This window comes from Tenacibaculum crassostreae (assembly GCF_964512405.1).
Classification (GTDB): Bacteria; Bacteroidota; Bacteroidia; order Flavobacteriales; family Flavobacteriaceae; genus Polaribacter; species Polaribacter crassostreae.
In genome coordinates, this window is the sequence record NZ_CAZELE010000007.1 from 97,212 (window position 1) to 121,441 (window position 24,230).

The window sequence follows — 24,230 nt, forward strand, 5'->3', positions numbered from 1 at the left end:
TGGTTAGTGGTTTTTTAGTTGATTAAAACAGTTGGTTACTTCTTCTAAATCGTCAAAATGGTGACGTACACCGTTTATTTCTTGATACGTTTCGTGTCCTTTTCCTGCAATTAGAATAATATCACCAGCCTTTGCTAGCTTGCAAGCTGTTTTTATAGCTTGTCTTCTATCTAAAATTGATAGTGTTTTTTTATAATTTTCAGCAGCAACACCTGCTTCCATCTGATCGATAATTGATTGTGGATCTTCGGTTCTTGGATTGTCTGAAGTAAAAATTGATTGATTACTTAACTGAGAAGCTATCAACGCCATTTTTGGTCGTTTTGTAGCATCTCTATCACCTCCGCATCCTACTACTGTGATTACCGATTCGTTACCCGTTCGGATATCATTAATTGTCTCTAACACATTTTTTAATGCATCAGGAGTATGAGCATAATCAACAATTGCTGTTATTCCTTCAGTTGAAATTGTGTATTGAAATCGTCCACTTACACTTTCTAACTCGCTAACAATTCTTAATATTTCTAACTTTTCAAGCCCTAATAATTCAGCGACTCCATAGATAGCTAATAAATTATACGCGTTAAACTCACCAATTAATTTCGTCCAAACTTCTACTCCGTTAATTGTTAACAAGGTCCCAGAAAAACGCTTTTCTAATACTTTTGCTTTAAAATCGGCAATGGTTTTTAACGCATAGGTTTGTTTGTTCGCTTTGGTATTTTGCAGCATTATTTGCCCATTCTTATCATCAATATTTACCAAACAAAATGCTGATTTTGGTAAAGAATCAAAAAATGATTTTTTAACATCGCGATACTCAGCAAATGTTTCGTGATAATCTAAATGATCGTGCGATAAATTGGTAAAAACTCCACCAACAAATTCCAAACCTTCTGTGCGTTTTTGATGGATTCCGTGTGAGCTTACTTCCATAAAACAATATTCACAACCTTCATCAATCATCATCGATAAATATTTATTGATTGCTAAAGAATCTGGAGTAGTATGCGTTGCTTTATGTTCGCTATCATCCACCATTATTTTAACGGTTGAAAGCAAACCAACTTTGTATCCTGCTTTTTTAAATAATTGATACAGTAAACTCGCAATGGTAGTTTTACCATTGGTACCCGTAACCCCAACTAATTGCAACTTTTTAGATGGATTATCGTAATAATTTGCTGATAAATTTGCTAACGCAGCATTTGAATTATCAACCTTAATATAAGTAACATCATTATTCTTTTCTTCTGGAAGAACCTCACAAATTATTGTCCTTGCTCCTAGATGTATTGCCTTTTCTATAAACTTATGTCCATCGACGGTTACCCCTTTTTGAGCTACAAAAACATCGTTATTCTGTATCTGTCTACTATCAAACTGAATTGCATTTACATCAATATCAGTATTTCCGTAAACCTCAGCTACAGCAACTTTATATAATATGTCTTTTAATTTTTTCAACTATGATAATTTTAAATAAACCGTTGCTCCTTTTTTAACCTTCTCTCCATTTTCTACAGATTGTTCTGTAACTTTTCCTATACCTGAAAACTTAACTTTTAACCCCATGTTTTCTAGCAGAGCAACAGCATCCATACCACTCATACCAGTTACTTTTGGCATAATGGTTTTATATTTTCTTAACTTTTGATAATACTCTTGATACTCGTTTTCTAATACTTTATCAGAAATTTTATCAGCTACAAATTGTTTGTTAATAGCTGTTGAAGTATATATTTTCTGAGCGATTTCTTTAAAAATTGGCGCAGCTACCGTTGCACCGTAATATCCTTTTTCTTTTTTAGGACTATGAACAACTACAATACACGAATATTTAGGTTCATCTGCAGGAAAAAATCCAGCGAAAGACGCCACATATTTTTCATTAGAATAATATCCACCTTCGTACTCTCCTTTGTCATTTTTAGTTCTTGGGATGTATTTTTTAGCAGTTCCTGTTTTTCCTGCCATTGAAAAGTTAGATGAATAAATATTTTCAGCTGTTCCTCTCTTAATCGTATTCTCCATCACTTTTCTAACTTTATCTAGCGTTTCTTGAGAAGCAATTTTTTCTTTCACTACTTCAGTTCCAAAGCGCTGTTCTACCTTACCACCAACACGTAGCTCTTTAACAAAATAAGGCTTAACTAATTTACCATTATTAGCAACTGCATTATAAAACGCTAATATTTGTAAAGGAGTCAGTGAAACTCCATAACCCCAAGCCATCCACTCTAAAGAAGTTGGACTCCAGCTTTTTTCTGATGGAACAGGAATATAAGGTTTTCCTTCTCCTTTTATCTTAACACCTGTTTGTTGATCTAATCCGAAAGATTTTATTTTATCAGTAAACTTCTCAGGATTTTTATCATAGTGCTTTTGTATCACTTTTACGATACCCACATTTGAGGAAACTTCAAAAACTCGACCTAAAGAAATTTTACCAAATCCTCCTCTTCTACTGTCTTCAACCTTTCGATTATTTACATAAATTCTTCCTTTTTCACAATCAACAACTGTTGCTGTATCTGCAACTTTATCTTCTAAAGCCACCATTAAACTAGCCAACTTAAACGTTGATCCCGGTTCATGACTTTCCCAAACAGCATAGTTCCTTTTTTCGTAATACTTTCCGCTTGAAGTCCTTCCTAAATTTGATATTGCTCTAATCTCTCCTGTTTCAACTTCCATTACAACCGCACAACCGTGTTCAGCTTCGAAATACTCCATCTGCCTTAACAAAGCGTGATGCGTAATATCTTGAATATTCACATCGATAGTGGTGATTACATCGCTACCATCAATTGGCTCCTTCTCGTTAACATCGTTAATAGGTTTCCATTGACCTTTTGCTATTTTTTGCTTTAAACGCCAACCGTTTTCCCCCTGCATATAATCAGCAAAAGCACCCTCAATTCCCGCACCACCTCTATAATCATCATAACCAATAGTTCTCTCAGCTATTTTTCCTATAGGATGCACTCTTACCGTTTGTTGTTCCGCAATAAAACCACCTCGATATACTCCACGATTAAATATCGGGAAGCTCTTCATTTTTACATAATCGTTATACCCAACATTTCTTGCGATTAACAAATAACGATTTTTGCGTCTTTTCGCTTCTCTTAATTTATTTTGATAATAACTAACTGGTTTTCCTAACAACCTAGAAAGTGATTCTGACAATCCACGAATGTTTTTTTCAAAAACTTCCGAATCTACTGCCACTACATCCATTCGGATTGTGAATTTAGACATTGAAGTTGCTAACAAATTTCCATCAGCAGCATATACGTTTCCTCTATTCGCAAAGATTGTATCGTTCTTTGTAGTTTTTTCAAGTGATAATTTACGATACTTCTCACCTTCTACATATTGAAGCTTTACTACTCTAAAAATGATAACAAAAAAGAAAAGCGTCATTAAAACAACTATCACGTAGAGTTTATTTAATATGCTTTTTTTAATTATCATTCTTACTATTCCTTATTATATGTTACTTTAATTTTTTGCGGTGGTGTCTTTGCAGGCGACAAACCTTTACTTTTTACTTTATCTCGAATACTACTTTCTAATTTCATTCGCATTAATTGAGTACTCGTATCTACATCTTCAGCCCGCAATTCTCTTTTCTTTTTATTTAATTCAGCAATTTGAACCACTTTTGCATCTGCACTATGCGCACTGTAAATCATTATTAATAACAACAACACAACAAAAATTAGAATCCGCCAATTTTTAAACGAGCTTTCATCGGTAAGAAAACTTCCTCTTAAAAGATCGTATACAACATTTTTCTTTTCTTTCGACATTACTTTAATGTTGCTATTCGCAGTTTTGCACTACGCGCTCTGTTATTCTCTTTTATTTCTTCTTTTGTTGGCACTATCATTTTACCAACTTTTTTAAGTGGTTCATTTGTGTTTCCGTAAAAATCTTTTTCAGGTTCACCAGTAAACAACCCTGTTCTCACAAATCGCTTCACCAACCTATCTTCTAACGAGTGATACGAAATCACACTTAACCTTCCATCTTCATTTAACAACTGAGGAATTTGTTGCAAAAACTCTTTTAACACTTCCAACTCCTGATTCACCTCAATTCTGATTGCTTGAAAAATCTGCGCTAAAATTTTATGTTCTTTTGCTTTCGGAAGAAATCGTCGCAACACTTCTTTCAACTCAAAACTTGTGTTTATTTCTTTATCAACTCTTGCCTCCACAATAGTTTTCGCTAAGGTTCGTGCATTTCTTAACTCACCATACAAAAACAACATATTTGAAAGATCTTCCTCACTATAAGTATTGATTATTTTTTTTCCTGATAAGTCAGATTTTTGATCCATTCGCATATCTAAATTTGCATCGAAACGCGTTGAAAAACCTCTTTCAGCCTCATCAAACTGATGTGAAGACACCCCTAAATCCGCCAACACTCCATCTACTTTTTTCACCCCATAAAAGCGCAAAAACCTAGAAATAAATCGGAAATTTTCACCAATCAACACAAAACGAGGATCGTCGATCTTGTTTTGTTGCGCATCAGGATCTTGATCAAAAGCAAACAACCTACCCTCCTCTCCTAATCGACTCAATATTTCACGAGAATGCCCACCCCCACCAAAGGTAACATCCACATACACTCCATCTTCTTTTATATTAAGTGCATCAACACTCTCCTTCAATAAAACTGGGTTATGATAACTCATCTTCTCCTATATTACCCATCACTTCTTCTGCCAAATCAGCAAAATCAACAACAGAATCATCAATTACTTTTTCGTACTTGTCTTTATCCCAAATTTCAATAATATTCACCGCAGACGACAACACTACTTGCTTGTCAATTCCTGCAAACTGACATAAATCTTTTGGAATTAATATTCTACCAGAAGCATCCATTTCAACCATTTTTACACCTGCAGTAAACCTTCTGATAAAATCATTGTTTTTCTTTACAAATCGATTCAGTTTATTGATTTTCGCCATTACTAAATTCCATTCTTGCATCGGATACAACTCCAAACAAGACTGAAACACAGAACGCTTAACCACAAAACCTTCTTGCAACACAGAAGACAACTGCTTCTTGAAAGCTGATGACATCATCAACCTTCCTTTAGCATCTACCTTGCATTCGTATGTTCCAATTAAATTTATCACGTAAAGAAACTATAGTTTGCATCAAAAATAAAAAATATTTACCACTTTTTACCACTTTTTACCACTTTGTTGATAAGTTTTGGTTTTTTAGCTAAAAAACTGACTATTAACACCTTCTAGTTAACATAACCTGCAGAAATAATAAAAATGAAAATATGATAAAAAAGAACTACATTTGTGGTTAAGTCAAACGAGAAATATAATGACTGAATTTTTAAAGAAAGAAGGCAAATTTACATACGCAGAAGCAGGAGAAGGAAGTCCGATTATTATACTTCATGGTTTAATGGGCGCTTTAAGTAATTTTGACTCAACTTTTAACTACCTTTCAAAAAAAGGATTTAAAGTTATTATTCCAGAATTACCCCTATACACCTTACCAATCCTTAAAACCAATGTCAAAAACTTAGCTAAGTTTTTGCACGATTTTATCGAGTTTAAAGAGTTAAAAAACGTTACACTTTTAGGGAATTCTTTAGGAGGACACATAGCTTTGTACTACACAAAACATTACTCTGAAGATGTTAAAGCTTTAGTTTTAACGGGAAGCTCTGGTTTGTATGAAAATTCGATGGGGAATAACTACCCAAGAAGAGGTGATAAAGAATTTGTTCGCAGAAAAATTGAAGAAGTTTTTTATGACCCAGCTATTGCTACAGATGAGCTTTTTGAGCAAGTTTATGAGGTAATCAACGACCGTAACACACTTATAAAAACATTAGCAATTGCTAAAAGTGCTGTAAGACACAATATGGCGAAAGATTTACCTAACATGAATGTTCCTAGCTGCTTAATTTGGGGAAAACAAGACAATGTTACTCCACCAGAAGTTGCTGAAGATTTTCATAAACTTTTACCTGATGCTGATTTATTTTGGATTGATAAATGTGGGCATGCAGCAATGATGGAAACTCCTGAAGAGTTTAATCAAATATTAGAAAACTGGCTAGTTAGCAGAAACATATAACTTTTCAACAAAAACTTATGAAAATAAAATCTGCTGAATTCGTAATGAGTAACAGCAATGTTATAAACGCACCAAAAGAGCGAATTCCTGAATATGCTTTTATTGGTCGATCTAACGTTGGGAAATCTTCATTAATAAACATGTTGATGGAGCGTAAAGACCTAGCCAAAACTTCTGGAAAACCAGGAAAAACACAGCTCATTAATCACTTTAAAATTAATGACGAATGGTTTTTGGTAGATTTACCAGGGTATGGTTATGCGCAAGTTTCAAAAAAGAAAAGACAGATTTTTCAATTCTTTATTGAAAACTACTTTAAAGAAAGAGAACAGCTAGTTTGTACTTTTGTTTTAATTGATTCTCGCCATGATCCGCAGAAGATAGATTTAGATTTTATGCAGTTTTTAGGTGAAAATCAAATTCCTTTTTGTCTTGTTTTTACCAAAGCTGATAAATTAGGAAGCTCTAAATTAAACAAACAAATTACTTCTTATAAAAAGAAATTATTGAATTATTGGGAAGAACTTCCAATGACATTTCTAACCTCTTCATCAACAGGTATGGGGCGCGATGAGTTTTTAAACTTTATCGACCAAGTAAATGAAGATGTTGCTGAAAATTTCAAATAATAGCTCGATAACTATCGAGACGACATATAAAAATGTACTCTACTAAAAACAACCTTCAGGTTTTACACGAAGACAACCATATTATTGTGGTAAATAAACGTGCTGGAGATATTGTGCAAGGTGATAAAACGGGCGACAAACCACTTTCTGATGTTGTAAAAGAATACATTAAAGACAAATACAACAAACCTGGTAATGTTTTTTTAGGCACGGTGCATCGTTTAGACCGTCCAACTACAGGAATTGTAATTTATGCTCGCACCTCAAAAGCTTTAGAACGCTTAAATAAAATGTTGCGCGATAAAACTATTAAAAAAACGTATTGGGCAATAGTACAACAGCAACCGAATAAAACTTCAGACACTTTAACAAATTACCTTAAAAAAAATCCAAAGAATAATAAATCTACCGCTTTTAACAAAGAAGTTGAAGGTAGTAAAAAAGCAATACTTCATTATCAAGTTTTAAAAAAGTTAGACAATTATTCTTTACTGGAAGTTGATTTAGAAACGGGTCGCCATCATCAAATCAGAGTGCAATTGTCTAACATAGGTTCAATCATTAAAGGTGATTTAAAATACGGAGCAAAAAGAAGCAACAAAGACGGAAGCATTCATCTTCATGCTCGTAAAATTCAATTCCACCATCCAGTAAGCAAAGAATTTATAAACATTACTGCTCCAACTCCTAAAGATCCTATTTGGGATGCTTGCTTGTAATTTGTATCTTTAAAAACAAATTACGCGTAAAATGAAAGCCTTAAAATATCTCTCAATTTTAATACTTCCTGTAATCGTATATATTTCGTTTACGACATCAGGCTGGTTAACCATTTTACCAATTATTACTTTCTTTGGATTTGTTCCTTTACTAGAACTGTTTTTCAATCCTGACAAAGATAATTTTGATAAAGACCAAGAAGAAACTGAAAAAGCAAATAAGCTATACACCTATATTTTATACGCTACTTTACCCATTCAACTGTATTTTTTAGGATGGTTTTTAGCAATGTTTCAAACTATTGAATTAACCACTTTAGAATATATCGGAAGAATATCAGCCATGGGATTAATGTGCGGAGTTATCGGTATTAATGTGGGTCATGAACTAGGACACAGAAACAATCGTTTTGATGAATTTTTAGGTGAAATACTTTTACTCACTTCACTAAACACTCATTTCTTACCGTATCATAATGCGGGGCATCATTTTAATGTAGCCACACCAAACGATGCTGCTACTGCAAGAAAAAACGAAATCCTCTATATTTTCTGGATTCGTTCGCATTTTCAAAGTTATTATCAAGCTTGGGAAGCAGAAAATAAACGTTTAACAAATTCTGACAGAAGCCGGTTACATCATCAAAACAGAATGCTTATCTATACGATTTGCAATATTCTTTTAGTAGTTGGAATTTTCTTTTTCTTCGGAAGAACTTCTTTACTCGCTTTTTTAGCAGCTTCTATTTTCGGAATTTTATTGCTCGAAACTGTAAACTATATAGAACATTACGGACTATTACGTAAGAAAAACGAACACGGAAGATATGAACGTGTAAAAAGAACACACTCATGGAACTCCGACCATGTTATAGGAAAATTAATGTTATTTAATTTATCACGTCATTCCGATCATCACTACAACGGTAGCAAACACTATCAGTTATTAAAATCGTTACCTGAAAGTCCGCAAATGCCTACAGGTTACCCAGGAATGATGTTAGTAGCACTTTTTCCTCCGTTATGGTTTAAATTAATGAATAAAAAACTTCAAGATTTATAATGAATATCCCTGAACTTATTGCAAATCAAAAAAGCTATTTTGCTTCTCAACAAACCAAAGTAGTATCTTTTAGAAAAAACGCGTTAAAAAAACTTTTAAAAGAACTTTTAAAACGAGAAGATGACATTGTAAAAGCATTGCATAACGATTTTAAAAAATCGGAATACGAAGCAGTAATGACCGAAACATCTATTGTTATTGCAGAGTTAAAAATGGCGATAAAAAACATCTATTCTTGGAGCAAACCTAAACGAGTACTACCCTCGTTGTTAAACTTTCCATCCTCAGCAAAAATTTATAAAGAACCTTACGGAACTGTATTAATTATTGCTCCTTGGAACTACCCATATCAACTCGCTTTTGCTCCGTTAGTTGGAGCCATTGCAGCTGGAAATACCGTAGTTTTAAAACCTTCGGAATTAACCCCACACACAAGTGCAATTACAAAAGAAATTATAGAAGCTGTTTTTGACAACAACCATGTTGCTGTGGTTGAAGGTGGCGTACCTATTGCTCAAGAATTATTGGCACAACGTTGGGATTATATTTTCTTTACAGGAAGTGTACCTGTAGGTAAAATTGTAGCCAAAGCTGCTGCAGAACATTTAACTCCGATTACTTTAGAGCTTGGAGGTAAAAGTCCGTGTATTGTTGATGAAACCGCCAACATAAAATTGGCAGCGAAACGCTTGGTTTGGGGGAAATTTATAAATGGCGGACAAACCTGTATTGCACCCGATTATTTATTGATTCACACTTCTGTAAAAAAACAATTTATAACACATTTTAAAGAAGAAATTTTTAGAGCTTATGGTGAAAATCCGAAAGCTTCTAATGATTTCCCAAGAATTGTAAACACTCGCAATTTTGATCGCTTAGCTTTAATGCTAAAAAATGAAAACTGTGTAATTGGTGGAGATACCGACAGAGAAGAACGTTACATAGCTCCAACTTTGATTGACGAACCTAGCTTAGATAGTGAAGTAATGAAAGGTGAAATTTTCGGACCTATTTTCCCAATGATTTCTTACAATACAGAACAAGACATAGAAAACATCACTTCAAAATACGATAAGCCTTTGGCTTTATATGTGTTTACTAACAAAAGTTCATTTGCTAAAAAAATGATTCAACGTTATTCTTTTGGAGGCGGAACTATTAACGATACAACCGTACATTTTGCCAATCATAGATTACCGTTTGGTGGTGTTGGTGAAAGCGGTATTGGAGGCTACCACGGAAAACAAACTTTTGATTCATTTTCACATAAAAAAGGAGTAGTTACAAGAGGTACTTGGATAGATATTCCTACACGTTACGCACCTTACAAAGGAAAATTAAAACAATTAAAAACCTTGATGAAATTAAGTTGATCATGAAGATTAAACATCTTTTTTCACTTCTATTTATACTTACCTTCATCTTCTTTATAAAATGTAACAAGAAAGAAAGTGATGAACTTACAGATTGGAGAAAAATCTCCAACTCTAATCAATGGACTGATTATAACTATTTTGTCCAAAATTATCCTGAATCAAAAAAAATAGAAACAGCAATACATAATTCTATTTCTTTATTTAAAATAAATAATGGTTTTTGCGGAAGATTTAACCTAAAATTTTCTTCTTATTCAAAAGATTCTTTATTATGTGATGGTTATATTATTCCTTATGATTCAATTAAAATTAAAACAACAAACTATCTAATAAATAGTGTTTACGTGGGATATTTTAATAAAATAAAGATTCCAAACACAAAAAAAGAAGCATTAATATCAAAAGGTTTATTTGATATTGAATTACCTAAAAATGGAATAAACCAAAACTTCAAAAAAGCATTAATTGAAATAACCAAGGGAATTTATGATTACAAAAAGTATTTAGCAAAAAAATGGTTTAAAAAATCATTTGATAATCTAACTAGTTTAGAAACAAACTTCATTAATGACAACGTTTATAATAGATTGATTTTCTTTGAATACACACCTTATAATCCTACACCACTTGAACCAACAGAAAAAGACACAATAATAAATGAACTCTAATAAAGAAAAAACCGTATCAGAAGCAGTAAACTACCGTCGTTCGGTAAGAGTATATGACGCAGAAATGCCAATTGATAGTACCATAGTAAAAAAGTGCTTAGAACAAGCTAGTTTAGCTCCTACCAGTAGTAACATGCAGCTTTGGGAATTTTACCATATTACCAATAAAGAAACCATTAAAAAAATGGCTCCGTTGTGCTTTAATCAAAATGCAGCAAAAACAGCACAACAACTGGCTGTTTTTGTGGTTAGGAAAGATTTATGGCGAAAAAGAGCAAAAGCCAATTTAGCCTTTATGGATAAAGTTTTTGGTAAAAATAATCCGAAATCTAAGCAACGTAGTAGAGAAAAAGTAGCTCGAAATTACTACGGAAAAGTAATTCCGTTTGCGTATTTCGATTTCTTTGGAATTATAGGTTGGCTGAAATATCTTATGATTTTAATTACAGGATTGTTCCGCCCTATTTACAGAGAAGTTCGCAACAGCGATATGCGTATTGTAGCTCATAAAACTTGCGGATTAGCAGCACAAACCTTTATGCTATCAATGGCTGCTGAAGGATACGATACTTGCCCTATGGAAGGTTCTGACACTTGGCGTGTAAAACGTTTATTAAACCTACCTTTTAACTCAGAAGTAAACATGGTAGTTTCTTGCGGTATTCGTAAACCCGAAGGTGTGTATGGCGAACGTTTTAGAATTCCTTTTGAGGAGGTTTACAGAGAGGTTTGATACTAGTAGAATGAAGGAGAAAATATACAAAATAGGATTAATACTATTCATTTTAAGTGTTTTTTTATTTGAATTCATGGCATACAATACAATGGTTAGTCTTAAGTATGAAACAGAAGATATTGCTGATTGTATATCCTTAGTGTCAGGAATTGATTTATGCCAAACAATAAAAATATTACATGCTCTAGCAGGTACAAGCATCCTAATTATTATTTGTCTAGTTTCTTTTAGAAACAAAACATTAAAACAATCTGATTAACTTAAAATTACTCCTTCGGCAACAAAACCAACTTGTTTTCACTCTTTTTAATAGCTGCTTCATTAAGGTTCATGTTTACAAACTCACCGTTTACATATTTTTCTGCTTGGTCTTTGTAATACGGACTAAACACATTACCCGATTGCCCTGTTGGTAAAATCGTTATACTATTTTCTACATCAGAAAAATCAATAACTCTACGAGTCGATGGGCCTGCATGAATTTTATAATATCCTGTGCTATCAATCTTATAAATTTGATTGTTTATCACCTGATCGCCACCATCAGTAGTAAACGGACCAACGTTAAAAAACTTACGTAGCAATCCGCCTGCTTTACCAATTGCGTGTTCATACTCAACACTTGTAACTCTTTTCCATTGCCAATCATCCACATTTTCTCCTAATTGCTTTTGTAAAAACAACATGGTGTTTTGAAACGATAAATTCATAATTTCTTTTTTCGTTTCTTTTTCTGGAGTTGTTACATCATCCCACCAAACTGATGTTTCTTTTTTCACCTGATTAGAAACTACTTTTTCTTCAAAAGGTGTATTTACAAACTGCTCAAAAGCACTACCCATTTCATCTTTAAATGTGTTTTTTACAAACTCATACCACAAACGTGTATAAATTACGGGTGCTACTTCATTTTTTCCGTAAGTACCATCCCAGTTTTTTAATAGGTGAAATGCCTTTTTCTCACTCGCTGTTAGTTGTGTTTCATCTACATCTTTGGTAATGTGCATCACAATTTCTGGTACAATAGGAGAAGTAACATCGTTTATCATTTTTGAAACCTGAAACTGCGTCCAATCATTTTTATCTTCTAACAAGTTAACAATACGTCTTGCTCGGTCTTCTGGTAAATAATAACCTGGATATAACATTCCTGCAATTGAGTCGGGTTGATTATTTGCTGAATACACATAATTCCAACTCGGATTAATTGCTTGCGGATTTTCTTCAAACGCTAAATACCGTTGAATTTCATCATCTCTTGAAGCTCCATTTAAAATCGTTTTGGTATATAAACTATCTCTGTACTTATACAATTTAGCAGCAGCAAACCACGCAATATTATCTTGAGCATCACCATACATCACATTCAATCCTGGGGCGTGAATTTTAGAAGCTCCTTGCTTGAATTCTTCTAACGAAGTAGCGTGCGACATTTCGTAAGAAACATCCAACAACTTATTTTCTAACTGAGTGTAAATCCACTGCATTGCTATTGGGCGTTCGTCTTCAATAAAATCGATTAACCCGTTCATTACAGGTCCGTGTTTGCTGACTTTTACTTGACAAACCGTGTCTTTTTCTCCTTTAATTTTAATGTTTTTGTCAATCAATTTATATTGTTCATATCCGTTAGGAGTTTTGTACTCCAACGGATTCTTCGGATTGTTTTCTTCGTAATAAAAATCGACATCATCATTTTCAAACATGGTCATTCCATAAGCGTAATTTCTGTTATGTCCTAACAACGGAAACGGCGTTAACGCTAAGTTGTACCCATACATTTCATAATCAGGAGTTTTAATATGGCTTTGATACCAAACTGAAGGTTGTGAAAAAGCAATATGTGGATCATTCGCAAAAATCACCTTTCCGTTCTTTGTTTTTTGTGGTGCAATTACCCAAGAATTACTTCCAATCAAAGGTGAAACAGGAAGTTTATCCATCACCTCGTTAATTGCTTTTGCAAAAGATGCAGTTAACACCGTATCTTTTTTATTCTTAATTAAAGTGAGGTTTTTACTATCGGCTTCTATCAACTCATTAAAATAAACATCTCCTAATTTTTCTTTAATTTCGGTAAGCATAGGGTCTGTTTTATGTGCTACTGCAAAACTAAAAGCCATGTATCCGAAGACATTATACACATCTTTAATGGTATATTTTTCCTTTTCAACCCCAACTAAATAAAACTCTAAAGGGGTAGAACCTTCAGCTATAAATTGATTAATCCCATCTAAATACGCCTGTGTTAATTGATATGCTTCTGAATTTTTATCTAGTTGCTGAATAGTTTTTTCAGCAGCTTCTTCAATTCCTAATCCTGAAAAAAACTTATCGGTTCTTACCAATTCTTTTCCAAAAATTTCTGATAAACGACCTGCAGAAATTCTACGGATTAATTCCATTTGCCATAATCTATCTTGCGCATGCACATATCCTAAAGCCACATAAGCATCATGTTGGTTTTGTGCATTGATATGTGGCACTCCAACCTCATCAAAATACACAGTAACTTTATCTGATAAATTGGCTAGTTTTAACTCTCCGTTATACTTAGGCTGTAAAATTTTAGACACTAACCATCCTGTAAAAACTAAAAGAAGAAGTAGTATAAACAGAACTTTGACGATTTTTTTAAGTAGTTTCATTGAATTTGAGTTGACTTTCCTTCAAATATAAGAGAAATTAATTCATTGTAAATTTGAAATTTAACAACCAGCCATCCGTAAATAAATAGTTACGCAAATAGCCAAAATGTTCGTATTTTTGTACTCCTAAATTCATTACAAGAATGAAAAAAATTCAAATGGTTGACTTGCAAAGTCAATATCAAAAAATTAAAGATGTTGTAGATACATCTATTCAAGAAGTTTTAAACTCATCTGCCTACATTAACGGACCTTATGTACATGAATTTCAAGCAGATTTAGAAAAATATTTAAATGTTAAACACGTAATTCCTTGTGCCAACGGTACCGATGCTTTGCAAATAGCAATGATGGGATTAGGTTTACAGCCTGGTGACGAAGTTATTACTGCCGATTTTACGTTTGCTGCCACGGTAGAAGTGATTGGTTTATTACAATTAACTCCTGTTTTAGTTGATGTAGAACCTGATACGTTTAATATAGATATTGAAGCGTTAAAACAAGCAATTACACCTAAAACCAAAGCCATTGTACCTGTACATTTGTTCGGGCAATGTGCTAATATGGAAGCTATTTTAAAAATAGCTGAAGAACATAATTTATTTGTTGTTGAAGATAATGCACAGGCAATTGGTGCCGATTACACTTTTTCTGACGGAACTACAAAAAAAGCAGGAACCATGGGTAACGTGGGGACTACTTCTTTCTTCCCATCGAAAAACTTAGGATGTTATGGTGATGGTGGTGCAATTTTCACCAATGATGATGAGTTAGCACACACACTTCGCGGTATGGTTAACCACGGGATGTATAAGCGTTACTACCACGATGTGGTGGGAGTAAATTCTCGTTTGGATTCTATTCAAGCAGCGGTTTTAAAAGCTAAATTACCATTATTAGACAGCTATTGTGATGCTCGTAGAAAAGCTGCCATGTATTATACCGAAGCTTTTGCTACTAATTCTAACATCATCACTCCTGCGATTAGTGTTTTTACTACGCATGTTTTTCACCAATATACCTTAAGAATTACGAATGGAAAACGTGATGAGTTACATCAACATTTATTAGATAATAATATACCAAATTCTATTTATTATCCTGTTCCATTACACGCACAAAAAGCGTATCAAGATGATAGATATAACGAAAGCGACTTTACAATTACCAACCAGTTAATTGATGAAGTTATTTCGTTACCAATGCACACAGAATTAGATGAAGAGCAATTAGCATTTATTGCTAAAACAATAAATGAGTTTATAAACTAATATTGAATAGCTATGGATCAGAAGATAAAAACGTTTAAATTTATACATCTAGCTATGGTAGCTGGTGTAACTTTAGCTTATTTCTTTTTAGGTGATTTTAAAAACATTTTCAATTTAGAAATTGACAATAGCGATTTACCTTATAGCTTTATTCCTGCAATTGCGTATGTTTTTGGTAATATTCTGTTTAGAAATACTTTAAAAAAAATAGATAGAGACAATACTCCTGATGAAAAACTAGCAATATACCAAACAGCTTCTATTATGAGATGGGCGGTTTTAGAAGGTGCTTGTTTTGCAATTCTTTTTTTAAAACCTAAATTACTTTTATTCGGAGTAATTCTTTTAGTTTACATGATATTGATAGCCCCAAGGAAAAGTCAAATTCTTCAAACTTTAGGAATTAAAAATTCAGAAATTTAACAAATAAAAAAGCGAACTCAATGAGTTCGCTTTTTACTTTTTATATCAAAACTGATTACGCTTCAAAACTAGCTCCGCTAGCAGCAACGTTTCTATCAATTTTACGCATCAGTCCTTGTAATACTTTTCCTGGACCTACCTCAACAAACTCAGTACCTCCATCAGCTACCATAGCTTGTACACATTGCGTCCATCTTACTGGAGCTGTTAATTGTGCGATTAAATTCTCTTTAATCTCCGCAGGATTTGTTACCGCTTTCGCTACCACATTTTGATATACAGGACAAATAGGCTCATTAAACGTAGTTTCTTCAATAGCTTTTGCTAATTCTTCACGAGCTGGCTCCATCATTGGTGAGTGAAATGCTCCTCCAACTGGTAACACTAAAGCTCTCTTTGCTCCTTTTTCTGTTAATACAGCACATGCTTTTTCAACTGCTTCTATCTCTCCTGAAATTACTAACTGACCTGGGCAATTATAATTTGCAGCAACTACTACTCCATCAATAGACTCACAAACCTTTTCAACAATAGTATCTTCTAAACCTAACACAGCAGCCATTGTTGACGGTTGTATTTCACACGCCTTTTGCATTGCCATTGCGCGTTTAGACACTAAAGTTAATCCGTCTTCAAAAGACAATACTCCGTTTGCAACCAAAGCTGACAATTCTCCTAATGAATGACCCGCTACCATTTCTGGTTTAAAATCATCACCCAATACTTTCGCTAAAATTACCGAATGCAAAAAGATAGCTGGTTGTGTTACTTTTGTTTGTTTTAATTCTTCAGCAGTACCTTCAAACATCACATCGGTAATACTGAATCCTAATATATTATTGGCTTTTTCAAAAAGTTCTTGAGCTAATGGTGAATTTTCATATAAATCTAACCCCATTCCTGTAAATTGTGCTCCTTGACCTGGAAAAATATATGCTTTCATCTGTTTATCTTGTTGTTTGTTTAACGGTGCAAACATACAATTTTTAAAATTACTATCTTCGTTTTATGACGACACCACTTAAAAACCAAGCACAACTTATTTACCTCGTTTTAGCCGCTTTATTTATTGCTTCTTTAGTGACTTCTAATTTAATTTTTCAGAAGTTTTTTTATTGGGAACCTTTTAACTTATATCGTTTTGAAATTTCTGTGGGAATTCTTCCATACCCAATAACATTTTTAATCACAGATATTCTTTCAGAAATCTACGGAAAGAAAAAGGCTAACCAAGTAGTTGTTGCGGGTATTTTTGCTTCCTTTTTTTCAATGTTGATTATTTTAGCTGCAGACTATGCACCAGCAATAGATAAATCTCCAATTAACAACGAAACTTTTAATACAGTTTTTGGGCTTTCGCCTTTAGCAGTTTTAGCATCTATGCTTGCCTATTTATTTGCCCAGTTTATAGATATCCGTATTTTTCATTTTTGGAAAGATTTAACCAAAGGAAAGCATTTATGGCTTCGTAATAATTTCTCTACTTTTTTATCACAATTTATAGATACTTTTACAGTATTATTTTTACTATGTTCTTTCAAAGTACTTCCTTGGAATATTTTCGGGAGTCTTTTACTAAGCGGATTTTTGTTTAAGGTAATAATTGCAGCACTCGACACACCAATACTATACATTATTGTGTATTGGTTTAGAAAAAAATTCAACCTTAAAATCGGAGAAGAACTAACAAATTTATAAGCTAACACTATTTATGTTAAACAAGTTTTTTTATAAAATTTTTAAAGAGCATTTTTCAGTTTCAGACGCTACTGCCGTATACTTAAATCTCGTAACCAACTTGATTATTTTTTCATTGTTAGGTTATGTTTTGTTTAAAGTTTTTAGGTTTTTTGGTAGAAAAGCTATTCGAAAAATGGCTAATAAAACATCAACAAAATTTGATGATTTATTAATTAAAAACCGAACTTTTTTAAACTTATCTCGAATCGTTGTTTTAATAATAGTTTTCAACCTTTTAAAACAAATCCTCGAAGATTTCCCAAACATATTTACTTATTCTGAGCGTATAGTTACGATAGCTATTATTTTTTCTATCATTTGGTTTATCCGAAGTATTCTACTCTCCGTAAAAGATTTTTTACGAACCACCAATGCTTTTAAAGACAAACCCTTAGAAAGTTATGTGCAAATTTTTATGATTGTACTTTGGTTGATTGCTGCTATCTTTTCTTTTTCAGTGTTAACTGGTAAACCTTTAATTCGATTTTTAACTGCTCTTGGAGCATTTTCAGCAGTTTTACTATTAGTTTTTAAAGACACCATTCTTGGTTTTGTATCGAGCATTCAGGTAGCAGTAAACGATACGGTTAGAATTGGCGATTGGATTACGATGGAAAAATATGGTGCCGATGGTGATGTTGTTGAAATTAATTTAACGTCGGTTATCATTAGAAATTTCGACAACACCATTTCAAGTATTCCTACCTATTATTTAACATCCGATTCGTTTAAAAACTGGAGAACTATGAATAGTTCTGGTGGAAGACGTATTAAAAGAGCTGTGTTAATTAAAATAAATAGTATTCGTTTTTTAACTGATGATGATATTGAATATTTCAAAAAAATACATTTAATTTCTGACTATATAGAAGAAGTTAGCAACGAAGTGAACAAGTACAACAAAGAAAATAATATTGACAAATCTGTTTTAATTAACGGACGAAATCTAACCAACTTCGGAACTTTCAGAATTTATTTAGATAAATACATCGAAAATCATCCAAAAATAAATCAAGACATGTTGTTAATGTCTCGTCAGTTAGAACCAACTCCTAACGGAATTCCACTAGAAATATATGCTTTTAGTAAAGAAAAAGTTTGGGAAGATTACGAGCGTGTCATGGCTAATATTTTTGATCATATTTTAGCATCGGTTAAGTATTTTGATTTGGAAGTTTTTCAAAATCCATCTAGTATCGACATTAACAATTTAAAACAAACAAAACCTAGTGAATAGTATTTCTAGTAAATCTCTTTGGCAAATAGCTATTGAAAAATTTAAGCGCAGCAAAACAGGAATGCTAAGTTTTTGGTATATCATTTTGTGCGGATTCACCGCTATTTTTTGTTATGTATTAGCACCAGACAACAGTAACTCTGCAAACCAAATGCATTTAGAAATTCACTCTAAATCTCCAGGTTTCTCTGTTCAAATGCTAAGTGTTCCATCTGAAGTTGAAAGTCAACAATCTTGGTTTTCAATTTTCATAAATGGTAAAAAAAATACTGCAACAGAAATCCCAATACAATCCTACTCAATCAAAAACAATCAACTCGAAGTCATTAAATATGCTGATGGATTGCCAAAAGAATTTCCAGCTTCCTACGAGAAATACATTCAACAAAAAACATTTTACTTCGGAACCGATAAATATGGAAGAGATTTATTAAGTAGATTATTAATCGGTGCTAGAATTTCGTTTTTTATCGGATTTATCGCTGTGTTTATATCACTTCTTATTGGTATTCCGATCGGAGCAATTGCAGGATATTTTGGTGGAAAAGTAGATAACTTCATCATGTGGATTATCAATATTACTTGGTCTATTCCAACGCTTTTATTGGTGATAGCAATCACTTTGGCTTTAGGCAAAGGTTTTTGGCAAGTTTTTATTGCAGTTGGACTCACCATGTGGGTAGAGGTTGCTCGTGTGGTACGCGGACAAGTAATTACGACAAAACAACAACAATATGTTGAAGCTGCAAAAGCTTTAGGATTTTCTGATTTCAGAATTATTTTTAAACATATTTTACCCAATATTTTAGCTCCTATTATTGTTATTTCTGCGGCTAACTTTGCTGCTGCTATTTTAATTGAAAGTGGTTTAAGTTTCTTAGGAATTGGTGCACAACCTCCAACACCTTCTTGGGGAGCTATGATTAAGAATCATTACAATTACATTATTCTTGGAAAACCTTTTTTAGCCTTGATTCCTGGCTTGGCAATTATGAGTTTGGTAATGGCTTTTATGCTCATTGGAAACACGCTTCGTGATGCTTTAGATGTGAAAGCTTAAAAATTCGTAATTTCGTTCCTTCAATTTTTTTTATATGAGTTTTAGTGTACAATTTAAAACACGATGGGCAGATTTTGATGCCAACATACACATGCGGCATACCGCATACAACGATTATGCTGCAGAATTGCGTCTTCGCTTTTTTAAAGAACATAACGTCACAATTCAAGATTTTACAAACGAGAATGTAGGTCCTATTTTATTTGAAGAAAACACTAAGTTTTTACGAGAAATTCACATGGGAACCGACATTTCCGTTAATTTAAAAGTGTTAGGGTTATCGAGTAAGGGAGAACGTTGGAAAATTCAGCATGAAGTTTTTAATGAAGAAGGAAAATTATCTGCAATTATAACCGTTTATGGAGCTTGGTTAGATTTACAAAAACGAAAACTAACCGTACCTCCAACAAAGTTTCAAACAATTTTTAATAAGGTTGAAAAAACAGAAGATTTTAAAGAAATTCTTTTAAACAACTAATATGAGTACTTCAAGGAAGATAAAAGTTATTATTACCATTATTGTTTTGGTTGTTGGGTATTGGTTACAACAAAAAGAAAACACAAATACAACTTCTTCTCCTGAAGAAGCAACTAAGGTTCTAGATTTTAACTACCTTCCTACTTCAACAACTGGCGTAATTGTTAAGCATAACGGATATCAATTATCATACAAAGAACAACATGAGCAAGCTGAATGGGTAGCGTATTCTCTACATAAAAATGATATTGCTTATACAAATCATAAACGCCCCTTTTTTATTGAAGACCCTAAAGTAACAACAAAATCTGCTGATTGGAGAAATTATAAGAATTCTGGTTATGACAAAGGGCATTTATGTCCTGCTGGTGATAAACGCTATTCAAAAAAAGCGCATGATGAAACGTTTTTTACCTCAAATATTTCTCCTCAAAATCACGAATTCAACTCTGGAATTTGGAACAAATTGGAACAAAAAACACGTTATTGGGCTAAGAAATACAATCATTTATATGTAGTTACCGGTGGTGTTTTAGAATCAAATTTAAAAACTATCGGAAAAGAAAAAGTAAGTGTTCCGAACTATTTTTATAAAGTTTTATTGGATTACACTGAACCAGAAATAAAAGCGATTGCATTTTTGTTACCTCACAAAGACAGTAAAAAGCCTTTATATGAGTTTGTAATTTCTATTGATGAGTTAGAGCAAAAAACAGGTGTTGATTTTTTTCCAGAACTTCCAAACGATATAGAAAACAAACTAGAAGCTACTACCAATTATAAAAATTGGAGTTTTAGATAATCTTATAAAATAGGTGATATTAGTCTGACTAATTTTTCTGTAAATCGAATAAAAATCGATCTTTCATTCCATTCTTTAAGTTCTATTTTTTTACTCTCTTTTATATCATTTAAAAAAGCTTCTTTTAATTCTTTTGCTAATTCAGCGTCATAAACAAAAGCATTAATTTCAAAGTTTAAATCGAAACTTCGCTGATCTAAATTAGAAGTTCCAACCGTAGCTACCAGCTCGTCAAAAACTATAGTTTTTGCATGAACAAATCCTTTTTGATATTTATAAATCTCAACACCAATTTCTAGTAAATCGTTATAATAAGAGTTGGATACAGCATTTACAACTTTTGAATCTGATACTCCAGGAACTAACAATTTAACTGTTACTCCAGTTAGTCGTGCAATTTTTAACGCATCGATAAATGAAGAACTAGGAACAAAGTAAGGAGTAGTAATTAAAATTTCTTTTTTTGCTAACAAAATAGCTTGAATCATAGCATACATAATATCTGGATGATCAGAATCTGGTCCGCTTGCAATAATTTGCACCAATTGATCACTATCTTCAATATTTTTTTGAGTTTCAACAGGGAAAAGTTCTTCAGTAACAACAATATTTTGTTGAGCACAAAAATTCCAATCTGCAATAAAAATACGTTGTAGATTTAAAACTGCTAATCCTTCAATTTTTAAATGTGTATCTCTCCAATAAAACTTAAAATTATTCGGATTTATATATCTGTCTGAAACATTAATTCCACCAACAAAACCTACTTCACCATCAATAACTATAATTTTTCTATGATTTCTATAATTAATTCTATTAGCAAAATACAACCATTTAATTTTATAAAAAGGGTACGCTTCAACACCGCTGTCTATTAGTGATTTTACAAAAGATTTTCTAATGCTTTTACTGCCAAAATCATCATAAATAAAACGAACCTTAACACCTTCTTTAGCTTTAGCTTTTAACACCTCACCTATTTGCTTTCCTATTGTATCATTTTCATACACATAGTATTCAATATGTATATGGTTTTTGGCTTCTTTCAATGCTTTGATAACTTCTGGGAATTTTGTTTCTCCGTTAAAAAACAAAGTCGCTTTATTATTAGTAGTTAACACGTTAGCCTGGTGAATGAATTTTGTCAACCCATAAAAATGTTCAAGGTTTTCTTTAGCTTCATCAAGTGTTTTTTCGGTGTATTTTTTTAATTGTTCTTTAATATCAAAAAAAACACGTTTGTCAACTTCAAGCTTTTTATTGTATAACTTATAAATTCTGTGATTTACCCCAAAAGACAAATAAATAATAACTCCCACTATTGGAAACGTTAGTAATAAAAAAAGATAAGCAAGTGCTTTTAGTGGTGATGTGTTGTTAACAATAAAAATTGCAACCGCAACTATTATTAATAAATAAACTGTAATAAGTATTGTTGAAATCAAGCTCTTTTGTTTCCTTAAAAATATTCAATTAATCAAGAAAACACAAATTTGTTATAATACTATAACAAAAAAGCTTTAATTCTTAATGAATTAAAGCTTTATTAAGTACGGGCGGAGAGACTCGAACTCTCACACCTCACGGCACTAGATCCTAAGTCTAGCGTGTCTACCAATTCCACCACGCCCGCGTACTTTTGAAATTGTGGATGCAAATATAAACAATACTTGCAAACTACAAAGAAGAACTCTACTATTTTTCTTATTTTTGAAACTCATTAATTTATAATACATGCAAACCGTAAAAGAATACATAGCTCAACATAAAGACCGTTTTATTAACGAGCTTATCAATTTATTAAAAATCCCCTCAGTAAGTGCAGATCCAGCCTATAATCAAGATGTATTAAATACTGCAGATACTATCAAAGAAAGTTTAGAAAAAGCTGGATGTGATATAGTAGAAATTTGCGAAACTCCTGGATATCCAATCGTATATGGTGAAAAAATTATCGACCCAAACTTACCAACTGTTTTAGTCTATGGACACTACGATGTACAACCAGCTGATCCGATTGAGTTGTGGACTTCACCACCTTTCGAACCCGTAATTAAAAAAACAGATATTCATCCTGAAGGAGCCATTTTTGCACGTGGAGCTTGTGATGATAAAGGGCAAATGTACATGCACGTAAAAGCCCTAGAATACATGACGAATACAGGAAACCTTCCTTGTAACGTTAAGTTTATGATTGAAGGTGAAGAAGAAGTAGGATCGGAAAGTTTAGCGTGGTTTGTACCAAGAAATAAAGAAAAATTAGCAAACGATGTAATTTTAATTTCTGATACAGGAATGATTGCTAACGACATTCCATCAATTACTACTGGATTGCGTGGATTAAGTTATGTTGAAGTTGAAGTTACAGGACCTAATCGTGATTTACACTCGGGTTTATATGGAGGTGCAGTTGCAAATCCTATCAATATTTTAACTAAAATGATTGCTTCATTGCATGATGAAAATAATCATATTACCATTCCAGGATTTTATGATAAAGTAGAAGAATTATCTCGTGAAGAACGTGATGAAATGGCTAAAGCTCCGTTTTCATTAGAAGACTATAAAAATGCGTTAGATATAGACTATGTTCATGGTGAAGCTGGCTATACTACTAACGAACGTAACTCCATCCGACCAACTTTAGATGTTAACGGAATTTGGGGTGGATATACAGGTGAAGGTGCAAAAACAGTAATTGCATCAAAAGCTTATGCAAAAATATCTATGCGTTTAGTACCTGGACAAGAATGGGTAGAAATAACGGAATTATTTAAAAAGCATTTTGAAAGCATTGCTCCTAAATCGGTAAAAGTAGAAGTAAAACCTCATCATGGAGGACAAGGATATGTAACTCCTATCGATAATATTGGTTATCAAGCTGCAAGTAAAGCGTATCAAGAAACGTTTGGCGTTACGCCTATTCCGCAGAGAAGTGGAGGAAGTATTCCTATTGTCGCTTTATTTGAACAAGAATTAAAGAGTAAAACTATTTTAATGGGATTCGGTTTAAATTCTGATGCAATTCACTCTCCAAACGAACATTTTGGTGTTTGGAATTACCTAAAAGGAATAGAAACGATTCCTTATTTCTATCAATATTTTACAGAATTATCAAAATAATTCACACATAAAAACTCAGTAAAATAGCCTTGACTTAACATTCAAGGCTATTTTTTTTGCATTATTTTTATATTCTACACTTGTAGAATTAAATTTATTTTCTACATTTGTAGAGTTAA

Annotated in this window: 24 protein-coding genes and 1 tRNA gene; 16 read left to right on the forward strand and 9 right to left on the reverse strand. The window is 32.8% G+C overall.

The window, feature by feature from the left end; translation table 11 throughout:
* Positions 1–3 precede the first annotated feature (3 nt).
* The 5 genes from ACKTST_RS10700 to mraZ are packed head-to-tail and all read right to left on the reverse strand — an operon-like array spanning position 4 to position 5,171.
* Positions 4–1,470: a UDP-N-acetylmuramoyl-L-alanyl-D-glutamate--2,6-diaminopimelate ligase gene (locus tag ACKTST_RS10700; RefSeq protein ID WP_408047739.1), complete on the reverse strand. Its 1,467-nt coding sequence runs from the start codon at positions 1,468–1,470 to the stop codon at positions 4–6.
* Positions 1,471–3,432, reverse strand: a complete 1,962-nt coding sequence (locus ACKTST_RS10705) for a penicillin-binding protein (RefSeq protein WP_408048088.1) — start codon at positions 3,430–3,432, stop codon at positions 1,471–1,473. It lies immediately after the preceding gene.
* A gap of 56 nt (positions 3,433–3,488) precedes the next feature.
* Positions 3,489–3,821 (reverse strand): FtsL-like putative cell division protein, encoded by a 333-nt coding sequence (locus ACKTST_RS10710; RefSeq protein WP_408047740.1) that lies wholly within the window; start codon positions 3,819–3,821, stop codon positions 3,489–3,491.
* Entirely contained in the window at positions 3,821–4,717 is an 897-nt protein-coding gene (gene rsmH, locus ACKTST_RS10715; protein ID WP_408047741.1) for a 16S rRNA (cytosine(1402)-N(4))-methyltransferase RsmH, read from the reverse strand. The genes ACKTST_RS10710 and rsmH overlap by 1 nt, the downstream gene beginning before the upstream one ends.
* Positions 4,704–5,171 (reverse strand): division/cell wall cluster transcriptional repressor MraZ, encoded by a 468-nt coding sequence (gene mraZ / locus ACKTST_RS10720; protein ID WP_408047742.1) that lies wholly within the window; start codon positions 5,169–5,171, stop codon positions 4,704–4,706. The genes rsmH and mraZ overlap by 14 nt, the downstream gene beginning before the upstream one ends.
* Positions 5,172–5,373: 202 nt before the next feature.
* On the opposite strand from mraZ, the gene ACKTST_RS10725 reads away from it, so the two are divergent.
* Genes ACKTST_RS10725 through ACKTST_RS10760 form a run of 8 tightly spaced genes read left to right on the forward strand, consistent with a single transcriptional unit; the run spans position 5,374 to position 11,588 of the window.
* Positions 5,374–6,138, forward strand: coding sequence for an alpha/beta fold hydrolase (locus tag ACKTST_RS10725; protein ID WP_408047743.1), 765 nt, complete (start codon positions 5,374–5,376; stop codon positions 6,136–6,138).
* Positions 6,139–6,155: 17 nt separating this feature from the next.
* On the forward strand, positions 6,156–6,767 hold the full coding sequence (gene yihA, locus ACKTST_RS10730) for a ribosome biogenesis GTP-binding protein YihA/YsxC (RefSeq protein WP_408047744.1): 612 nt from the start codon (positions 6,156–6,158) through the stop codon (positions 6,765–6,767).
* Positions 6,768–6,799: 32 nt separating this feature from the next.
* Positions 6,800–7,486 carry an RluA family pseudouridine synthase gene (locus tag ACKTST_RS10735; RefSeq protein ID WP_408047745.1) on the forward strand — a complete coding sequence of 229 codons (687 nt, stop codon included), beginning with the start codon at positions 6,800–6,802 and terminating at the stop codon, positions 7,484–7,486.
* A 31-nt stretch (positions 7,487–7,517) separates the two neighbouring features.
* Complete coding sequence (locus tag ACKTST_RS10740) at positions 7,518–8,549, forward strand: alkane 1-monooxygenase (RefSeq protein ID WP_408047746.1); 1,032 nt, start codon at positions 7,518–7,520, stop codon at positions 8,547–8,549.
* Entirely contained in the window at positions 8,549–9,922 is a 1,374-nt protein-coding gene (locus ACKTST_RS10745; protein WP_408047747.1) for an aldehyde dehydrogenase, read from the forward strand. Before ACKTST_RS10740 ends, ACKTST_RS10745 begins: the two co-directional genes overlap by 1 nt.
* Positions 9,923–9,924: 2 nt before the next feature.
* Complete coding sequence (locus tag ACKTST_RS10750) at positions 9,925–10,593, forward strand: hypothetical protein (protein WP_408047748.1); 669 nt, start codon at positions 9,925–9,927, stop codon at positions 10,591–10,593.
* The gene (locus ACKTST_RS10755) at positions 10,583–11,326 is read left to right on the forward strand and encodes a nitroreductase family protein (protein ID WP_408047749.1); all 744 of its coding nucleotides are present in this window, start codon (positions 10,583–10,585) and stop codon (positions 11,324–11,326) included. The genes ACKTST_RS10750 and ACKTST_RS10755 overlap by 11 nt, the downstream gene beginning before the upstream one ends.
* A 10-nt stretch (positions 11,327–11,336) precedes the next feature.
* Positions 11,337–11,588 carry a hypothetical protein gene (locus ACKTST_RS10760; RefSeq protein WP_408047750.1) on the forward strand — a complete coding sequence of 84 codons (252 nt, stop codon included), beginning with the start codon at positions 11,337–11,339 and terminating at the stop codon, positions 11,586–11,588.
* Positions 11,589–11,595: 7 nt separating this feature from the next.
* On the opposite strand, the gene ACKTST_RS10765 is transcribed toward ACKTST_RS10760, so the two are convergent.
* Complete coding sequence (locus tag ACKTST_RS10765) at positions 11,596–13,977, reverse strand: penicillin acylase family protein (RefSeq protein ID WP_408047751.1); 2,382 nt, start codon at positions 13,975–13,977, stop codon at positions 11,596–11,598.
* 143 nt (positions 13,978–14,120) lie between these two features.
* Here ACKTST_RS10765 and ACKTST_RS10770 point away from each other — a divergent pair, with 143 nt between their 5' ends.
* Both ACKTST_RS10770 and ACKTST_RS10775 read left to right on the forward strand, forming a co-directional pair.
* On the forward strand, positions 14,121–15,248 hold the full coding sequence (locus tag ACKTST_RS10770; RefSeq protein WP_408047752.1) for a DegT/DnrJ/EryC1/StrS family aminotransferase: 1,128 nt from the start codon (positions 14,121–14,123) through the stop codon (positions 15,246–15,248).
* Between the two features lie 12 nt (positions 15,249–15,260).
* A complete protein-coding gene (locus ACKTST_RS10775; protein WP_408047753.1) occupies positions 15,261–15,671 on the forward strand; it encodes an MFS transporter in 411 nt (136 codons plus the stop codon).
* Between the two features lie 55 nt (positions 15,672–15,726).
* Here the strand turns inward: ACKTST_RS10775 and fabD are convergent, their stop codons facing one another.
* Entirely contained in the window at positions 15,727–16,614 is an 888-nt protein-coding gene (gene fabD, locus ACKTST_RS10780) for an ACP S-malonyltransferase (RefSeq protein ID WP_408047754.1), read from the reverse strand.
* Positions 16,615–16,679: 65 nt separating this feature from the next.
* Here fabD and ACKTST_RS10785 point away from each other — a divergent pair, with 65 nt between their 5' ends.
* The 5 genes from ACKTST_RS10785 to ACKTST_RS10805 all read left to right on the forward strand — a co-directional run bounded on the left by ACKTST_RS10785 (position 16,680) and on the right by ACKTST_RS10805 (position 20,988).
* Positions 16,680–17,369: a queuosine precursor transporter gene (locus tag ACKTST_RS10785; protein ID WP_408047755.1), complete on the forward strand. Its 690-nt coding sequence runs from the start codon at positions 16,680–16,682 to the stop codon at positions 17,367–17,369.
* 175 nt (positions 17,370–17,544) lie between these two features.
* Positions 17,545–18,648, forward strand: coding sequence for a mechanosensitive ion channel family protein (locus tag ACKTST_RS10790; RefSeq protein WP_408047756.1), 1,104 nt, complete (start codon positions 17,545–17,547; stop codon positions 18,646–18,648).
* Complete coding sequence (locus tag ACKTST_RS10795; protein ID WP_408047757.1) at positions 18,641–19,708, forward strand: ABC transporter permease; 1,068 nt, start codon at positions 18,641–18,643, stop codon at positions 19,706–19,708. Before ACKTST_RS10790 ends, ACKTST_RS10795 begins: the two co-directional genes overlap by 8 nt.
* Positions 19,709–19,742: 34 nt before the next feature.
* A complete protein-coding gene (locus tag ACKTST_RS10800) occupies positions 19,743–20,186 on the forward strand; it encodes an acyl-CoA thioesterase (protein ID WP_408047758.1) in 444 nt (147 codons plus the stop codon).
* Position 20,187: 1 nt separating this feature from the next.
* A complete protein-coding gene (locus ACKTST_RS10805) occupies positions 20,188–20,988 on the forward strand; it encodes a DNA/RNA non-specific endonuclease (RefSeq protein WP_408047759.1) in 801 nt (266 codons plus the stop codon).
* Positions 20,989–20,990: 2 nt separating this feature from the next.
* On the opposite strand, the gene cls is transcribed toward ACKTST_RS10805, so the two are convergent.
* Both cls and ACKTST_RS10815 read right to left on the reverse strand, forming a co-directional pair.
* Positions 20,991–22,433: a cardiolipin synthase gene (cls, locus tag ACKTST_RS10810; RefSeq protein ID WP_408047760.1), complete on the reverse strand. Its 1,443-nt coding sequence runs from the start codon at positions 22,431–22,433 to the stop codon at positions 20,991–20,993.
* Between the two features lie 106 nt (positions 22,434–22,539).
* Positions 22,540–22,621, reverse strand: a tRNA-Leu gene (locus ACKTST_RS10815).
* A 101-nt stretch (positions 22,622–22,722) separates the two neighbouring features.
* On the opposite strand from ACKTST_RS10815, the gene ACKTST_RS10820 reads away from it, so the two are divergent.
* Complete coding sequence (locus tag ACKTST_RS10820; RefSeq protein WP_408047761.1) at positions 22,723–24,111, forward strand: dipeptidase; 1,389 nt, start codon at positions 22,723–22,725, stop codon at positions 24,109–24,111.
* The last annotated feature ends 119 nt before the right edge of the window (positions 24,112–24,230 follow it).

Bases quoted from the DNA above. Each gene is read 5' to 3' on its own strand.
- ACKTST_RS10705 (WP_408048088.1), bottom strand. From the start codon at position 3,432: ATGACGCTTTTCTTTTTTGTTATCATTTTTAGAGTAGTAAAGCTTCAA.
- ACKTST_RS10710 (WP_408047740.1), bottom strand. From the start codon at position 3,821: ATGTCGAAAGAAAAGAAAAATGTTGTATACGATCTTTTAAGAGGAAGT.
- rsmH (WP_408047741.1), bottom strand. From the start codon at position 4,717: ATGAGTTATCATAACCCAGTTTTATTGAAGGAGAGTGTTGATGCACTT.
- ACKTST_RS10725 (WP_408047743.1), top strand. From the start codon at position 5,374: ATGACTGAATTTTTAAAGAAAGAAGGCAAATTTACATACGCAGAAGCA.
- yihA (WP_408047744.1), top strand. From the start codon at position 6,156: ATGAAAATAAAATCTGCTGAATTCGTAATGAGTAACAGCAATGTTATA.
- ACKTST_RS10735 (WP_408047745.1), top strand. From the start codon at position 6,800: ATGTACTCTACTAAAAACAACCTTCAGGTTTTACACGAAGACAACCAT.
- ACKTST_RS10740 (WP_408047746.1), top strand. From the start codon at position 7,518: ATGAAAGCCTTAAAATATCTCTCAATTTTAATACTTCCTGTAATCGTA.
- ACKTST_RS10745 (WP_408047747.1), top strand. From the start codon at position 8,549: ATGAATATCCCTGAACTTATTGCAAATCAAAAAAGCTATTTTGCTTCT.
- ACKTST_RS10750 (WP_408047748.1), top strand. From the start codon at position 9,925: ATGAAGATTAAACATCTTTTTTCACTTCTATTTATACTTACCTTCATC.
- ACKTST_RS10755 (WP_408047749.1), top strand. From the start codon at position 10,583: ATGAACTCTAATAAAGAAAAAACCGTATCAGAAGCAGTAAACTACCGT.
- ACKTST_RS10760 (WP_408047750.1), top strand. From the start codon at position 11,337: ATGAAGGAGAAAATATACAAAATAGGATTAATACTATTCATTTTAAGT.
- ACKTST_RS10765 (WP_408047751.1), bottom strand. From the start codon at position 13,977: ATGAAACTACTTAAAAAAATCGTCAAAGTTCTGTTTATACTACTTCTT.
- ACKTST_RS10770 (WP_408047752.1), top strand. From the start codon at position 14,121: ATGAAAAAAATTCAAATGGTTGACTTGCAAAGTCAATATCAAAAAATT.
- ACKTST_RS10775 (WP_408047753.1), top strand. From the start codon at position 15,261: ATGGATCAGAAGATAAAAACGTTTAAATTTATACATCTAGCTATGGTA.
- fabD (WP_408047754.1), bottom strand. From the start codon at position 16,614: ATGAAAGCATATATTTTTCCAGGTCAAGGAGCACAATTTACAGGAATG.
- ACKTST_RS10785 (WP_408047755.1), top strand. From the start codon at position 16,680: ATGACGACACCACTTAAAAACCAAGCACAACTTATTTACCTCGTTTTA.
- ACKTST_RS10790 (WP_408047756.1), top strand. From the start codon at position 17,545: ATGGCTAATAAAACATCAACAAAATTTGATGATTTATTAATTAAAAAC.
- ACKTST_RS10800 (WP_408047758.1), top strand. From the start codon at position 19,743: ATGAGTTTTAGTGTACAATTTAAAACACGATGGGCAGATTTTGATGCC.
- ACKTST_RS10805 (WP_408047759.1), top strand. From the start codon at position 20,188: ATGAGTACTTCAAGGAAGATAAAAGTTATTATTACCATTATTGTTTTG.
- ACKTST_RS10820 (WP_408047761.1), top strand. From the start codon at position 22,723: ATGCAAACCGTAAAAGAATACATAGCTCAACATAAAGACCGTTTTATT.